The sequence below is a fragment of the Variovorax sp. 22077 genome (genome assembly GCF_052044195.1).
In the GTDB taxonomy this organism is placed as follows: Bacteria; Pseudomonadota; Gammaproteobacteria; order Burkholderiales; family Burkholderiaceae_C; genus Variovorax; species Variovorax atrisoli.
In genome coordinates this window covers 120,778-135,215 of record NZ_JBQEQC010000015.1, presented here as the reverse complement: position 1 = coordinate 135,215, position 14,438 = coordinate 120,778, and the positions used below count along the sequence as shown (strand labels likewise).

General features: G+C 67.9%; 14 protein-coding genes and 1 pseudogene. 7 read left to right on the top strand and 8 right to left on the bottom strand.

The genetic code is table 11. The features are described from left to right. Positions 1 to 124 precede the first annotated feature (124 nt). The 4 genes from ACTJLF_RS21740 to ACTJLF_RS21725 form a co-directional block, all read right to left on the bottom strand. Entirely contained in the window at positions 125 to 766 is a 642-nt protein-coding gene (locus ACTJLF_RS21740) for a histidine phosphatase family protein (protein WP_019656813.1), read from the bottom strand. Positions 767 to 786: 20 nt separating this feature from the next. After that, positions 787 to 1,413, bottom strand: a complete 627-nt coding sequence (locus ACTJLF_RS21735) for a DUF4136 domain-containing protein (protein WP_019656814.1) — start codon at positions 1,411 to 1,413, stop codon at positions 787 to 789. Positions 1,414 to 1,460: 47 nt separating this feature from the next. Beyond that, positions 1,461 to 2,405, bottom strand: a complete 945-nt coding sequence (gene ttcA / locus ACTJLF_RS21730; protein ID WP_019656815.1) for a tRNA 2-thiocytidine(32) synthetase TtcA — start codon at positions 2,403 to 2,405, stop codon at positions 1,461 to 1,463. A 67-nt stretch (positions 2,406 to 2,472) separates the two neighbouring features. Further along, the gene (locus ACTJLF_RS21725) at positions 2,473 to 3,465 is read right to left on the bottom strand and encodes a LysR family transcriptional regulator (RefSeq protein ID WP_126182558.1); all 993 of its coding nucleotides are present in this window, start codon (positions 3,463 to 3,465) and stop codon (positions 2,473 to 2,475) included. Between the two features lie 100 nt (positions 3,466 to 3,565). Between ACTJLF_RS21725 and ACTJLF_RS21720 the strand changes: the two genes are divergently transcribed. After that, entirely contained in the window at positions 3,566 to 4,798 is a 1,233-nt protein-coding gene (locus tag ACTJLF_RS21720; RefSeq protein WP_019656817.1) for an MFS transporter, read from the top strand. Between the two features lie 21 nt (positions 4,799 to 4,819). On the opposite strand, the gene ACTJLF_RS21715 is transcribed toward ACTJLF_RS21720, so the two are convergent. Together ACTJLF_RS21715 and ACTJLF_RS21710 are read right to left on the bottom strand one after the other, a co-directional pair. Continuing rightward, positions 4,820 to 5,194: a dihydroneopterin aldolase gene (locus tag ACTJLF_RS21715; RefSeq protein WP_019656818.1), complete on the bottom strand. Its 375-nt coding sequence runs from the start codon at positions 5,192 to 5,194 to the stop codon at positions 4,820 to 4,822. A gap of 11 nt (positions 5,195 to 5,205) precedes the next feature. Continuing rightward, positions 5,206 to 5,985: an SDR family oxidoreductase gene (locus ACTJLF_RS21710; protein WP_019656819.1), complete on the bottom strand. Its 780-nt coding sequence runs from the start codon at positions 5,983 to 5,985 to the stop codon at positions 5,206 to 5,208. A gap of 23 nt (positions 5,986 to 6,008) precedes the next feature. Here ACTJLF_RS21710 and ACTJLF_RS21705 point away from each other — a divergent pair, with 23 nt between their 5' ends. Further along, a complete protein-coding gene (locus tag ACTJLF_RS21705; protein WP_126182559.1) occupies positions 6,009 to 7,124 on the top strand; it encodes a class I SAM-dependent methyltransferase in 1,116 nt (371 codons plus the stop codon). Between the two features lie 149 nt (positions 7,125 to 7,273). Here ACTJLF_RS21705 and ACTJLF_RS21700 read toward each other — a convergent pair. Continuing rightward, positions 7,274 to 8,425, bottom strand: a pseudogene (locus ACTJLF_RS21700) (IS481 family transposase). A gap of 849 nt (positions 8,426 to 9,274) precedes the next feature. On the opposite strand from ACTJLF_RS21700, the gene ACTJLF_RS21695 reads away from it, so the two are divergent. The 4 genes from ACTJLF_RS21695 to ACTJLF_RS21680 all read left to right on the top strand — a co-directional run bounded on the left by ACTJLF_RS21695 (position 9,275) and on the right by ACTJLF_RS21680 (position 13,121). Next, positions 9,275 to 10,165, top strand: a complete 891-nt coding sequence (locus ACTJLF_RS21695) for a TauD/TfdA dioxygenase family protein (RefSeq protein ID WP_126182560.1) — start codon at positions 9,275 to 9,277, stop codon at positions 10,163 to 10,165. Positions 10,166 to 10,193: 28 nt separating this feature from the next. Beyond that, positions 10,194 to 11,204 (top strand): ABC transporter substrate-binding protein, encoded by a 1,011-nt coding sequence (locus ACTJLF_RS21690; protein WP_126182561.1) that lies wholly within the window; start codon positions 10,194 to 10,196, stop codon positions 11,202 to 11,204. Positions 11,205 to 11,263: 59 nt separating this feature from the next. Beyond that, the gene (locus ACTJLF_RS21685; RefSeq protein ID WP_240649902.1) at positions 11,264 to 12,130 is read left to right on the top strand and encodes an ABC transporter ATP-binding protein; all 867 of its coding nucleotides are present in this window, start codon (positions 11,264 to 11,266) and stop codon (positions 12,128 to 12,130) included. Positions 12,131 to 12,251: 121 nt separating this feature from the next. Further along, entirely contained in the window at positions 12,252 to 13,121 is an 870-nt protein-coding gene (locus tag ACTJLF_RS21680; RefSeq protein ID WP_126182562.1) for an ABC transporter permease, read from the top strand. Between the two features lie 25 nt (positions 13,122 to 13,146). Here ACTJLF_RS21680 and ACTJLF_RS21675 read toward each other — a convergent pair whose 3' ends face one another. Beyond that, entirely contained in the window at positions 13,147 to 13,545 is a 399-nt protein-coding gene (locus ACTJLF_RS21675) for a DUF5329 family protein (RefSeq protein WP_126182563.1), read from the bottom strand. 114 nt (positions 13,546 to 13,659) lie between these two features. On the opposite strand from ACTJLF_RS21675, the gene hisN reads away from it, so the two are divergent. Next, positions 13,660 to 14,436, top strand: a complete 777-nt coding sequence (gene hisN / locus ACTJLF_RS21670) for a histidinol-phosphatase (protein ID WP_019654593.1) — start codon at positions 13,660 to 13,662, stop codon at positions 14,434 to 14,436. Positions 14,437 to 14,438: the final 2 nt, after the last annotated feature.

The following is a 14,438-nucleotide window of genomic DNA, read 5'->3' as shown; positions in this document are numbered from 1 at the left end:
AGACAGAAGCTGCGCAAAAGTCGCGAAAGAAACCGGGAAACCCTTTCAGGTCTTCTTTCGCAGCCTTTGCGAAGCCTTCGCGTCCTTTGCGGCCTCTGCGGCCTGCAGCCCGATCCCGCCCGCCTCAGGTGGTCGTTTCGTCGAGAGCACCGTCCGTGAGGTGCGTCGTATCGCTCCACCCGACGAGGCTGAACCCCTCGCTCGTCCACAGCATGCGGTTGATCGCCGCGTTGCCGAGCTGCCAGGTGCGCGGCGCCTGCAGTTCCTGGCGCGTGGCTGCGCGGTAGAGCACGTCCATCACGCCGCCGTGCGCCACCAGCACCACCAGTTCGCCCGGATGGCGCGCCGCCAGTTCGGCCGCCACGCCCGTGACGCGGTCGCGGAAGGTCAGGAGGCTCTCGCCGCCCTCGGGTTCGAACTCGGGGTCGCGCTCGCGCCAGCGCCTGGCTTCCACCGGCAGCGTGGCCTCGATCTCGGCGAAGCTCATGCCCTCGAACTTGCCGAAGGCGCGCTCGCGCAGGCGCGGCTCGGGCTGCACGGCCAGGCCGTGGGGCTCGGCGATGGCCTGCGCGGTCTGCCAGGCGCGCGAGAGGTCGCTGGCATAGACGACGCCGATGGGCTCGTCGGCCAGCGCCGCGCCCGCGCGCTGCGCCTGCCAGACGCCGGTGGCGTTGAGCCCGATGTCGAGCTGGCCCTGGATGCGGGTATCGACGTTCCAGGCGGTTTCGCCGTGGCGAACTGCGATCAGGCGGGTGGGTTCTTCCATCCGGGGAATTCTAGAAGCCGCTATTTCCTGGCCTGCTGGGCCGTCGGCAGTTCGATGTTGACCCGGCGTTCGCCCTGCGGCGGGTTCGGGAAGCCCTGCAGCGCCGCCTGGAACATCACCGGCAGGATCGCAGCGCTGGAGGTGTAGGGGCCGTCGTTGCGGGCGCGGGTCTCGTAGACCACGCGGTTGGTGCCGGCCTCGCGCAGCACGATGCTCACCTCGCGCTCGTACCAGGGATTGGCAGGCGGCGCGAACGCCGGGCCGCCATACCAGCCGCCGCCGTACCAGCGCCGGCCGTAGTAGCCATAGCCTCCCCAGCCGTAGCCCCAGGGGCCGTTGTAGAGCCATGGATCGGCCCAGGGCGAGAGGCCGGCCGTCACGCGCGCGCCGATCTGTGCGGTGTACTGGGCCTTGGCGTCGTCGCGGCGCAGGCCGACCTGGTCGAGCGCCGCGCCGGCCATGGCTTCGAGCGATTCCTGCCGCGCGCCGTCGGCCTGCTGCGAGGGCAGGCGGTCGAAGCGGTAGGTGGCGCCGGGCGCGATGGCGCCGGGGGAGGCGAAGCTCTTCACGTCGCTGTCGACCACCCAGGAGGTGGCGCAGCCCGTCAGGCTTGCGGCGAGAAGAAGAGCCGAGAACGCAGATTTCATGAGGGTCTCCGGGCACCGGGTGCCCCAAATTCCCCTGGGTTGCCCGTTCAGCCCTGAACGATGCGCAGGGCGGCAGGTGCCTGGGAGAGCAGATCGAAGGAAGGCGGATCGAAGGCCTTGTCGCCCTCGTCGTCCGCCACGCCGGTCGCCTTCAGACCCTTGAAGTCGTGCTGCGTTCCGTCGAGCAGGTGCGAAGGCACCACGTTCTGCAGCGCGGTGAACATGTTCTCCACGCGACCGGGATATTTCTTGTCCCACTCGCGCAGCATTTCGCCCACCTGCTTGCGCTGCAGGTTCTCCTGGCTGCCGCACAGCGTGCACGGAATGATCGGGAATTCGCGGTGCTGGGCCCAGCGGATGGTGTCCTTCTCGGACACGTAGGCCAGCGGGCGGATCACGACGTGCCTGCCGTCGTCGCTCACCAGCTTGGGCGGCATGCTCTTGAGCTTGCCGGCGAAGAACATGTTGAGGAAGAAGGTCTGCAGCATGTCGTCGCGGTGGTGGCCCAGCGCGACCTTGGTGGCGCCCAGCTCGTCGGCCACGCGGTACAGGATGCCCCGGCGCAGCCGGCTGCACAGGCCGCAGGTGGTCTTCCCCTCGGGGATCACGCGCTTGACGATGCTGTAGGTGTCCTGGTTCTCGATGTGGAAGTCCACGCCCAGCTCGCTCAGGTACCTGGGCAGCACCTCCTCGGGAAAGCCGGGCTGCTTCTGGTCGAGGTTGACCGCCACGATGTCGAAGTGGATGGGCGCGCGCGCCTTCAGCTTGAGCAGGATGTCGAGCAGCGCGTAGCTGTCCTTGCCGCCCGAGACGCACACCATGACCTTGTCGCCCTCCTCGATCATGTTGTAGTCGACGATCGCCTGCCCGACCTGGCGGCACAGGCGCTTCTCGAGCTTGTGCGTCTCGCGCTCGATCTTCATGGAATTGGCGGGAGAGGAGGCGGTGGCGTCGGCGGTGGCGGGCGCCTCGTCGATCCAGACGGCGTTCATGGGCAGGCTGCTTCGGGGAGTCGGGGGAAGAGGGTGATTGTCCCCGATCCCCACTTCACCTGCCATGTCACCCGTCATCTCGCCTGTCATCCGGCCCATTTCCCGGGGCTCCCGCCGCGGGGATCGGGCTTTCCGGAAAGGCCTGCCGCATCGCCTCCACGAAGAGCCGCAGCCTCGCCGGATAGAAGCGCGCATACGGATACACGATGTACACCGGCGCCGGCACACCGCGCCACCGGGGCGCCAGGTGCACCAGCCGGCCCGCCTCCAGCTCCTCGGTCAGCATCCAGGCCGACGACACCCCGACGCCCGCGCCCAGCACGGCCGCGCTGCGCAGGGCGTAGAGGCTGTCGGTGATCATGCGAGGGCGTATCGGCACCCGGTACACCTCGCCCGTGCCCTCGTGCGTGAACACCACCTCGGTCCGGTAGAAATTGCGCGCCGCCAGCCAGGGCAGGGCTTCGAGCTCACCGGGATGCGCCGGCACCGGCGTGCCGGCCCCGAAGAGCGACGGCGCCCCGACCGCGATGCGAGGAACGTCGAAGAGGCGGATCGCCACGGCGTTGGGGTCCGTCACCTCGCCCACGCGGATCGCGCAGTCGACGCCCTCGGCGATGAAATCGGGCGTGGCGTCGTGCGGGCTGTCGTGCAGCAGCCATTCGACCGTAACCTGCGGATGGCGCTTCAGATAGGAGGCCAGCGGCCCGACCAGCAGCTGCTGCCCGAAGGCATGCGGCACCACCACGCGCAGCCGCCCCTCGGGCTGGTCGCCCACGCCGCGCAGCTCGGCCTCGAAGGCGCCCCAGCTCAGGATCAGCTCCTTGGCGCGGTCGAAGCAGCGCTCGCCGTCTTCCGTGAGCTTCATCGCATGGGTGGATCGCTGCAGCAGCCGCACGCCCAGCGAGCGTTCGAGCGCCTGCAGGCGGCGGCTCACCGTGGGCTGGGTGGTGCCCATCTGGGCCGCGGCGGCCGACAGGCTGCCGGCCTCGACGATGCGCACGAAGGTCTGCATCAGCTCGATGCGGTCGGCCTGAGGCGGGGGCGGGAGAAGCGTGGCCATGCGTCAAGCGTATATCAATTGTTCGGCCCGCAGGGCTACCTTGAGAGGAGGAGGGCCCGCAAACTCCAGCCCTTGCTTCTCGAAACCAAGGGTTTACACCATGTCTTCCATTCAAAAAGCGCATGAAAAGCTGCCGGGATCGCTGATCCTGCTGCTGGCTGCCAGCGCCGGCTTCGGCGTCGCGGCGCTCTACTACAGCCAACCCATGCTGGGCGTGCTCGGCCCCGACATCGGCGCCTCCGCCCGCTCCGTGGGCTTCGTGCCCACGCTCACGCAACTGGGCTATGCGCTGGGCATCCTGCTGCTCGCGCCGCTGGGCGACCGCTTCGACCGGCGCCGCATCATTCTCGCCAAGGCCTCGGTGCTGGTGCTCGCACTGCTGGGCGCGGCCTTCTCGCCCTCGGTCGCGCCGCTGCTGGCGGCGAGCCTCGTCATCGGGCTCTCTGCCACGCTGGCCCAGGACGTGGTGCCGGCCGCCGCCACACTGGCCCCCGAGGCGCATCGCGGCCGCATCGTCGGCACCGTGATGACCGGGCTGCTGCTGGGCATCCTGCTGTCACGCGTGCTCGCCGGCTTCGTGGCCGAGCACTTCGGCTGGCGCACGATGTTCGTCGTCGCGGCCGTGAGCATCGCGTTCATCGGCGCCGCCGCGGCGCGCGGCCTCCCGCGCCTGCGCCCGACCACGCACCTGGGCTACGGCGCGCTGCTGGGTTCGCTGGCCGGCCTGTGGAAGCGCCATGGCGCGCTGCGCCGCGCGACCTTCGCGCAGGCCCTGCTGTCGGTGGGCTTCAGCGCCTTCTGGTCGACGCTGGCGGTGATGCTGCACGGCGCGCCGTTCCACCTGGGCAGTGCGGCAGCCGGTGCCTTCGGCCTGGCCGGTGCTGCGGGCGCGCTGGCCGCGCCCATCGCCGGGCGCCTTGCCGACCGCCGCGGTCCCGAGCTGGTGATCCGCATGGGCGCCGTGCTGGTCGCCGTGTCCTTCGCCGCGATGCTGTTCGCACCGCTGCTGGCGACGCCCGCCGCGCGGCTGGGGCTGATCGTGGTCGCCGCCATCGGCTTCGACTTCGGGCTGCAGGCCGCGCTGATCGCGCACCAGACGGTGGTCTACGGCATCGACCCCGGTGCACGCAGCCGGCTCAACGCGGTGTTCTTCACGGGTGTGTTCGTCGGCATGGCCACGGGCTCGGCGCTGGGTGCCCTGGTGCTGGCGCAGTGGGGATGGCCGGGCGTGGCGGCGATGGCCTCGGTGTCGGCGCTCGGGGCGCTGGCGGTGCGCATGTGGCCTGCCGCCTCGAAGAAGAAGGCAGCCGTTGCCTGCGGCTCGGCCGCCTGAAATGCAGGACGTCCGGCTAGCTCACCACTGGCCGGCTTCCATGCGGATCGCCACCTCGCAGTCGTCGAAGATCTCGAGCTTGGCGATCTTCACGCGCACGCCCAGCACGCCGGGCAGCTGCAGCAGCCGCTGCGCCAGCTTGCCGATCAGGCTCTCCAGCAGGTTGACGTGCTCGGCGGTGCACTCGTCGATGATGATGCGGCGCACCTTGCGGTAGTCGAGCACGTGGAAGATGTCGTCGTCCTGCGGCAGCAGCGGCTGGGGGCCGAGATTGAGTTCGGCGTCGACCAGGATCGGCTGGGGCGCCGTCTTCTCCTGCTCGAGGATGCCCAGGTTGGCGTCGAAGCGCAGGCCCTGGAGAGTGAGTGTCTGGTGGCCGTGCGAGGGAGTGGACATGGTGAATGGGCTCACATGAGCGAGAAATCGCGCTCGAATTTCATCAGGTGCTGGCCGCCGTCCACCAGCAGCGTGGTGCCGGTGATGGAGCGGTTCTCCAGCGCGAACTTCACCGTGGCGGCCACGTCCCCGGGCGTGGAGGAGCGGCCCAGCGGCGAGAGCTTGTGCAGTTGCGCGAACTTGTCGTCGTCGAGCATGTGGCTCGCCAGCGTGAGGCCGGGCGCCACGCCCACCACGCGCACCCTTGGCGCGAGGGCCAGCGCCAGCAGCGGCGTCGCCGCTTCGAGGGCCGCCTTCGACAGCGTGTAGCTCAGGAAGTCGGGGTTCGGGTTCCAGAGCTTCTGGTCGAGCAGGTGCACGACGGCGCCGTGGGCATCGCGCGCGTCCAGGTGCTCGTGCAGCGCATTCGCCAGCAGGATGGCCGCGCCGGTGTTGCTGCGCGCGTGGCGCTCCATGAGCGCATAGCCGAAGGTGGAAGCCTCGTCGTGCTCGAAGAGGGCGGCGCTGTGCACCACGGCATCGACGCTGCGAAAGCGCGCCACCACGCGGGGCAGCAGGGCGCGGGTGGCCTGCTCGTCGTCGAGGTCGGCTGCGAACAGGGCCGAGTCGCCCGAGAGCGCGGCGCAGTCGGCGACCGTCTGCTCGGCTTCGGCGCGCGAGCTCCGGTAGTGCACCGCCACCTGCCATCCGCCCGCGGCGAGCGCGAGCGCGATCTCGCGGCCGAGCCGGCGGCCCGCGCCCGTGACGAGTACCGTGCGGGGGGAGTTGGATGCTGGGGAGGCGGGGCTCATGCGGGGAGAGGGAGAATGGCGCTGTGACGACAAAGACGACCCCCAGCAGTTTACCTACCGCCCTCGACCACCTCATCGCGCGTTCCATCGAACGTGCGGGCGGCTGGATCGGCTTCGACCGCTTCATGGCCCTCGCGCTCTATGCGCCCGGCCTCGGCTACTACGCCAACACGCTGGCCAAGTTCGGCCACATGCCCTCTTCAGGCAGCGACTTCGTGACCGCGCCCGAACTCACGCCCATGTTCGGCCAGGCCCTGGCCGCGCAGGTGGCCGAGGCGCTGGAAAAGACAGGCACCGACACCGTGTGGGAATTCGGCGCCGGCTCCGGTGCGCTGGCCGTGCAGTTGCTGCATGCGCTCGACGGCATGGGACGTGGCGACGTGCGCTATCGCATCGTCGACCTGTCGGGCACCTTGCGCGAGCGGCAGCAGCAGGCGCTCGCCGCACATGCGGGCCGCGTCGAATGGCTTGACGAGCTGCCGGAGGCGATGGAAGGCGTGGTCGTCGGCAACGAAGTGCTCGATGCGATGCCGGTGCAACTGCTGGCCCGGGTCGGAGGGCAGTGGTTCGAGCGCGGGGTGGTGCGCAACGCCGCCGACGATGGCTGGGCCTGGGCCGACCGCGAGACCGAACTTCGGCCGCCGGTCGATGTGCCCGGAGAGCATGACTACCTCACCGAGATCCACCCGCAGGCCAGGGCCTTCGTCGCGACCCTGGCCGATCGCTTGAAGAAGGGAGCTGCGTTCTTCATCGACTACGGCTTTCCCGAGGCCGAGTACTACCACCCGCAGAGGCACATGGGGACCGTGATGTGCCATCGAGGGCACAAGGCCGATGGCGATCCGCTGTCGGACGTAGGGTTGAAGGACATCACGGCGCACGTCGACTTCACCGGGATTGCGCTGGCTGGGCAGGATGCGGGGCTTGCCGTGCTGGGCTATACGAGCCAGGCGCGGTTTCTGCTGAACTGCGGATTGCTTTCCCTGATGGAGCGGGGCTCTGTTGCCGAGCGGGGGATGGCGGCTCGGCTCATTCATGAGCATGAGATGGGGGAGTTGTTCAAGGTGGTGGGGTTTGCTGTGGGGGGGGATTGGGAGGCGATGGGGTTTGGTGAGGGGGATCGGAGTCATACGCTCTGATCTCTCTTTTGGCTTTTTGGTCGCTGAGGGCTGGTTGGTTTTCGGGGCCGGGACTCGCCCCGGCGGGCGACCTACTTTCTTTTGCTTCGCTGTATGGACCGGGGACCTGGGTAACAGGTGTGCGCGGACATAGGAAACACATTGGCAGGTTATCGCCTTACTGTCAGGCAGTTCAAGTCCAGCCGCATGAACGGCTGGTGGCAGAAGAACACATCGAAGTGGCCGTCGTGTTGCGGATCCGCGCGGAATGCGATGGGCAGTTTCAGAAGGCAGTTGGGCACTTTCAGCCTGTGGCCGCGGAAGCTGGCCTCGCCGTTGTGCTTGACGATCACCACCGTGTCCCCGGGCTGGTACTCGATGGGAGCCAACGCCCGTGGATAGGGCCTGGGGCTGATCGCGTAGCGCTTGGCGGGCGTGAGAAGGTCCAGCGCGTCATGTGGGCGCTCGTGGTTGTAGATGCCGCGCCAGCGCTAGAAGGCCGCCTGGGCCTGGCCCAGATCGGCGAAGCTGCGGCCGGCGAGCACCTCCGTCTTCAGCGAGCGGTGGAAGCGTTCGATCTTGCCGTTGGTCTGAGGGTGATACGGCGCGCTGTGGCTCAGCCGAATCCCCAGCCTGATGAGCCATACGCCCAGCTCGGACAGTCCATGCTCCGGTTGGCGCGGCGCGCCCCAGGGAGCGCCGTTGTCCGTGTTGATGCGCACCGGCAGCCCGTAGCGGGCAAAGACCTGCTCCAGGTGCGGTCGCACACTGTCGGTGCTCACGCCAGGACAAGCCCTCAGCGCGAGATTGAAGCGCGAATGGTCGTCCAGCACGGTCAGCGGATAGCAGCGCGCCGCAGCCATGGCGAAGTCGCCCTTGAAGTCGATCTGCCACAGGGCATTGGGCTGCTCGTGCTCGAAGCGGCACCAGTGTTCGCTTGCCCGACTGGACTCTGGAGTGATCAGCCCATGGCGATGCAGGATGTTGGTGACGGTGCTGGGCGCAGGAACCTCGCCCAGGCCCTGGTCGGCCAGCCTGCGGGCGATCTTGCGTCCACCCCAACTGGGGTGTTCGCGCCGCAGCTGGACCACGGCCTGCTCCAGCGCATCGGTGCTGCGCGCAGGCGAGTTCAGCGGCCGTGTGCTGCGCGGTGTGCATGCTTGCACCATGCCTTGCAGCGCATGGCGCTTGAGCAGCGAATAGCCGGTCTTGGGGCTGATGCCGAAGCGCCGGCACAACTCGCGCCGGTTCGCCCCCTCCTGCAAAGCCAGTTCCACGAACTCTCGCTTGGTGTCCATCAGGTCTCTCGGTTGCCAGGGCATGGGGCACTTCCTCGGTCATCTCGACCCAGAAAGTGTTTCCTATGTCCGCGCACACCTGTTACCCAGGTCCCCGGTCCATACACTTCGCCAAAAGAAAGTAGGCAAAGAAGAGGCGACCCCGCTGTCTGCGTCCCTCCGCTTCGCTGCGGGCAACCTGCGGTGCTCGCGTTTCGCGGGGTCTCGCCCAAACTCGCTTCGCTCAGACAAGGGCGAGCCCTGATCCGCGAAACGCTGCGCTCCTCGGCGCAGCCAGAGGGGAGGGGAGAGAGTCGGGCCATCGCGTTGCTCGGCCTCCAAGGCACAGCAGGCGCTTCGCGCCTGCTGTGCTTGGAATGAATTGCGGGATCGCTCCGTGTCGTTTCGAGGGGCGCTTGCTGGTGGTATCCAGCGGTGCCGGGAACCCAGAGTCCTCTTGCGCATCGCGACCGCATCAGCATCTCACCCAAGACAACGAGCCTGAACACAGGCTCGAAATCAATCCAAGGCCCGAATCCCTGGCCGAGCAAAGCGAAGGCCCGTCCAGGCCGTTCCCAAAGCCGAGCGAAGCGAAGGGACGCAGACAGCAGGGTCGCCTTTCTTTTGCCTACGTTTCTTTGGCGAAGCAAAGAAAAGTAGGTCGGCCGCCGGGCCGAGACCCGGCCCCGGGAAGCAAACCCGAAACAACTTCTCATCAAGATAAAAAACCCGCCGGGCGGCCCCCCGGGTGGCAAGCAACTACTCAGAGTCTCACCAAGACTCAAGCGCCAACGCAATGAGCCAGCCCAAGCCCCAGTCCCGCCAAAAACATAGTCATAAGCTAGCAACAAAGAGTTCGTTGGCGATCCCAACCCCGCCCCCTACATTCCCGGCATGACTGCCGCCCTAACCAGCGAGGTAGACGCCCCCTCGCAGCACTTCGAAGTCCGCCCCTTCCCCGCCCCCGTAGGCGCCGAAATCCTCGGCCTCGACATCTCGAAGCCCATCAGCACCGAAGACTTCGCCCGCATCCACAAGGCTCATCTGGACCATCACGTCCTGGTCTTCCGCAACCAGCAGATCACCCCGCAGGAGCACATCGACTTCAGCCGCCGCTTCGGCCCGCTCGAGATCCACGTCCTGCACCAGTTCCAGCTCAAGAACCATCCCGAGATCCTCATCGTCTCCAACATCAAGGAGAACGGCGAGCCCATCGGCCTCGGCGACGCGGGTGTCTACTGGCACTCCGACATCTCGTACAAGCCCAAGCCCAGCCTCGGTTCGCTGCTGCACGCGCAGGAGCTTCCCAGCGAAGGCGGCGACACGCTCTTCGCCGACCAGCATCTCGCATGGGAATCGCTGAGCCCCGAGCTGCAGCAGCGCATCCTGCCGCTGAAGGCCGAGCACAGCTACCTCGCGAAGTACGAGGAACTGCGCGCGAAGAACCCGTGGCGGCCGAAGCTTTCGCAGGCGCAGATCGACCAGGTCGCGCCTGCCGTGCAGCCGGTGGTGCGCACGCATCCGGAGACGGGGCGCAAGGCGCTGTTCGTCAGCGAGCACTTCACGACGCGCATCGTCGGGCTTCCGCAGGCAGAGAGCGACGCGCTGCTCGCCGAGCTGTTCGCGCACAGTGTGAAGCCCGAGTTCGTGTATCGCCACAAGTGGGAGCCGCACGACCTGGTGTTCTGGGACAACCGTTCGCTGATGCACCTGGCAGCCGGCACGCCCGACCACCTGCGCCGGCGCCTCAATCGCACCACGATCGTCGGCGACACGCCTTTCTGATTCTTTCCATTCCCTGCTCCCGACAAAAATGAACCGTTTCACCCGCAAAGCCGCGGCGCTCGTCGCCGGCCTCGGCCTTCTGGCCGGCAGCCTTTCCGCGCATGCCGAAGGCCAGATCCGCATCGCCGAGCAGTTCGGCATCGTCTACCTGCTGCTCAACGTGGCGCAGGAGCAGAAGCTCATCGAGAAACATGCGAAGGCCGCGGGCATCGACGCCAAGGTCGAGTGGGTCAAGCTTTCGGGCGGCTCGGCGGTGAACGACGCGCTGCTGTCGGGCAACATCGAGATCGCAGGTGCCGGCGTGGGGCCGCTGCTCACGCTGTGGGACCGCACCAAGGGCAAGCAGAACGTGAAGGGCGTGGCCTCGCTGGGCAACTTCCCGTACTACCTCGTGAGCAACAACCCGAACGTGAAGTCGATCGCCGACTTCACCGACAAGGACCGCATCGCGCTGCCCGCGGTGGGCGTGTCGGTGCAGTCGCGTGTGCTGCAGTTCGCCTCGGCCAAGCTGTGGGGCGACAAGGAGTTCAACAGGCTCGACAAGATCAGCGTGGCAGTGCCGCACCCCGATGCGGCGGCCGCCATCATCAAGGGCGGCACGGAGATCACGGCGCACTTCGGCAATCCACCGTTCCAGGAGCAGGAGCTCGCGGGCAACCCGAACGCGCGCATCGTGCTCAACTCGTACCAGGTGCTGGGCGGCCCGTCGTCGGCGACGGTGCTCTACGCCACCGAGAAGTTCCGCAGCGAGAACCCGAAGACGTACAAGGCCTTCGTCGATGCGCTCGACGAGGCGGCGAAGTTCGTCACCGCCAATCCTGAGAAGGCGGCCGACATCTACCTCAAGGTGAGCAACGCGAAGCTCGATCGCGACCTGCTTCTGAAGATCATCAAGAACCCCGAGGTGCAGTTCAAGACCACGCCGCAGAACACCTATCCGCTGGCCGAGTTCATGCACCGCGTGGGCGCGATCAAGAACAAGCCGGCTTCGGTGAAGGACTACTTCTTCGACGACGCGCAGAACGTGTCGGGGAATTGATGAGCATGGCCGAGGTGTCTTCGGGGTTCGACTCCTTCCCCCTCTGGGGGAAGGTTGGGATGGGGGCTGGCAGGGCGGTGAATGCGCGGGCGCCGTCTGCCCCCACCCCAGCCCTCCCCCAGCGGGGGAGGGAGCAAGACGCCAAGGGACAGGCATTGCTGCAGGTCGACAGCGTCAGCCTCGAATACCGCACCCCCGAGCGCGTCGTGCGCGCCACGCACCGCGTGAGCTTCGACGTCCATGCCGCCGACCGCTTCGTGCTGCTCGGTCCCTCGGGCTGCGGCAAGTCGACGCTGCTGAAGGCCGTGGCGGGCTTCATCCCGCCGGTCGAGGGCGAGATCCGCCTCGACGGCGGGCGCGTGGCGCAACCCGGCCCCGACCGCATCGTCGTGTTCCAGGAGTTCGACCAGCTGCCGCCGTGGAAGACGGTGAAGCAGAACGTGATGTTCCCGCTGCTGGCCTCGCGCACGCTCGGCAAGAAGGAAGCGGCCGAGCGCGCGCTGCACTACCTCGACAAGGTCGGCCTCTCGAAGTTCGCCGATGTGCATCCGCACCAGCTCTCCGGGGGCATGAAGCAGCGCGTGGCAATCGCACGCGCACTGGCGATGCAGCCGCGCGTGCTGCTGATGGACGAGCCCTTTGCCGCGCTCGATGCGCTCACCCGCCGCAGGATGCAGCAGGAGCTGCTCGAGCTTTGGGACGAGGTGCGCTTCACGCTGCTGTTCGTCACCCACTCCATCGAGGAGGCGCTGGTGGTGGGCAACCGCATCGCGCTGCTGTCGCCGCATCCGGGGCGCATGCGCGCCGAGATCAACAGCCACGCCTTCACGCTCGACAGCCTGGGCGGCGCCGAATTCCAGGGCACGGCGCAGCGCATCCACGACATGCTGTTCGAGGAAGAACAGCAAGTGGAGGCTGCGCCATGAGCCCGATCTTTCTCCCTCCCCCTCTGGGGGAGGGCAGGGGTGGGGGCAAGCGGCGCATCCGTCGAGCGCTCTGCCTGCCCCCATCCCAGCCTTCCCCCAGCGGGGGAAGGAGCAACACACCATGAGCGCCGTCATCCCGCCGATCCGCCCCGAGTACGAGCGCACGCTCGAGCCTTTCACCGAAGTGCCGGTCGAGCGCCGGCTGCCGCTGGGCGAGCGCATCTGGTCGCAGGCCTGGCTGCGCAAGGGGCTGATCCTTGCCGTCATCGCGGTGCTGTGGGAGCTGGCAGCACGGTGGCAGAACAACGACCTGCTGCTGCCCACCTTCACCGCCACCGCGGCGGCACTGTTCGAGGGGCTTGCAAGCGGCGAGCTCATCGAGAAGGTGCGCATCTCGCTGGCCGTGCTGCTGCAGGGCTACGTCGCCGGCGTGCTGCTGGCCTTCGCGCTCACCACGCTGGCGGTGTCGACGCGCATCGGCCGCGACCTGCTGGACACGCTCACTTCCATGTTCAACCCGCTGCCCGCCATCGCGCTGCTGCCGCTGGCGCTGCTGTGGTTCGGGCTCGGACGCGGCAGCCTGGTGTTCGTGTTGATCCATTCGGTGCTGTGGCCGCTGGCGCTCAACACCTACGCGGGCTTCCAGGGCGTGCCCGACACGCTGCGCATGGCCGGGCGCAACTACGGGCTCAGGGGGCTGCGCTACGTGCTGCAGATCCTGGTGCCGGCGGCGCTGCCGTCGATCCTGTCGGGGCTGAAGATCGGCTGGGCCTTCGCCTGGCGCACGCTGATCGCGGCGGAGCTGGTGTTCGGGGCTTCGTCGGGCAAGGGCGGGCTGGGTTGGTACATCTTCCAGAACCGCAACGAGCTCTACACCGACCGCGTCTTCGCCGGCCTCGCGCTGGTGGTGCTGATCGGCCTGCTGGTCGAGAGCCTGGGCTTCAGGACGCTGGAGCGGCTGACGGTGCGCCGCTGGGGGCAGCAGCGCTAGCTGCTGGCTTGCCGGCCCGCGGCGGCTAGCCGCCGGCCTTCTTCGCGCCCGTTGCCTGCCGCAGCGCGCGCAGTTCGCTGTTGAGGAACTCGTTGGCGTCGCGCACCGTACCGTTGGTGAGCTTGACCTTGTAGGCCTGCCCGGTCATCTCCGAGCGCGAGGCGCAGCGCTCGATGAAGTCCTCGGCCGTGAGCAGTTCCTTTTTGAAGTAGTCGTACTTTGCCTGCATGTGCCTGGCGGCGTCAGAGGCGTTGTACTCGCTGCCGTTGCGCAGGAAGATCATCGAGCTCATCTTCGAGACGCGCTGGATCAGCGTGTCGATCAGCTTGTCTTCGGTGTCGGAGGGCGTGGCGTGGGCCAGCAGGGCCGCGGTGCCGAGCATGAAGGCGAGCAGCGCCGTGCGCAGGTGAGTGAAAGAAGCCATTTGTCGTAGTTCGTGGCAATTTCCGGGCCATGCTAGGGCTGGCTGCCCCGCCGTGTCAAACCCGCTCCGGCTCGGGTCTAATTGCAGGTTTTGGCAAGCGTCTCCAACTCTTTCATGAGCTCCTCCTCTTCCGACCTCTCGCCGATCGCCCAAGCGCTGGCCGATGCCGCCGCCGCCAAGTCGATGCACTACTTCCGCACGCCGCTGGACATCATCACCAAGGCGGACGAAAGCCCCGTCACGCTGGCCGACCGCGCCGCCGAGACGGCCATGCGCGAGATCCTCGCCGCCCGGGCGCCTGCCGACGGCATCTACGGCGAGGAGCACGGCCCCGAGCGGCTCGATGCCGAGCGCATCTGGGTGCTCGACCCGATCGACGGCACGCGCAGCTTCATCACCGGCTCGCCGCTTTGGGGCACGCTGATCGGCGTGCTGCAGGGCGGGCGCGTGGCGCTGGGCATGATCGACATGCCGGTGCTCAAGGAGCGCTGGATCGGCGTGGCGGGCCAGGGCGCCACGCGCGACGGCCAGCCGGTGCGCGTGAGCGGCTGCACCGAAGTGGCCAAGGCCCGCATCGTCACCACCTCGCCCGACATCTTCGCGCCGGCCGACTGGAGCGCCTTCGACAGGCTCAGCCGCCAGTGCGCGATGCGCCGCTTCGGCGGCGACTGCTACGGCTACGCCCAGCTGGCGGGCGGCACCATCGACCTCGTGGTCGAGACAGGCCTGCAGCCCTACGACTACCTCGGCCCGGCCGGGCTGATCGAGGCGGCCGGCGGCGTCGTCACCGACTGGCAGGGCCAGCCGCTGGGCCTGAAATCCGACGGCCGGGTGATCGCGGCGGCAACGCCCGAACTCCACCGACAAGCGATGGCCATTCTCTCGGCCTAGAC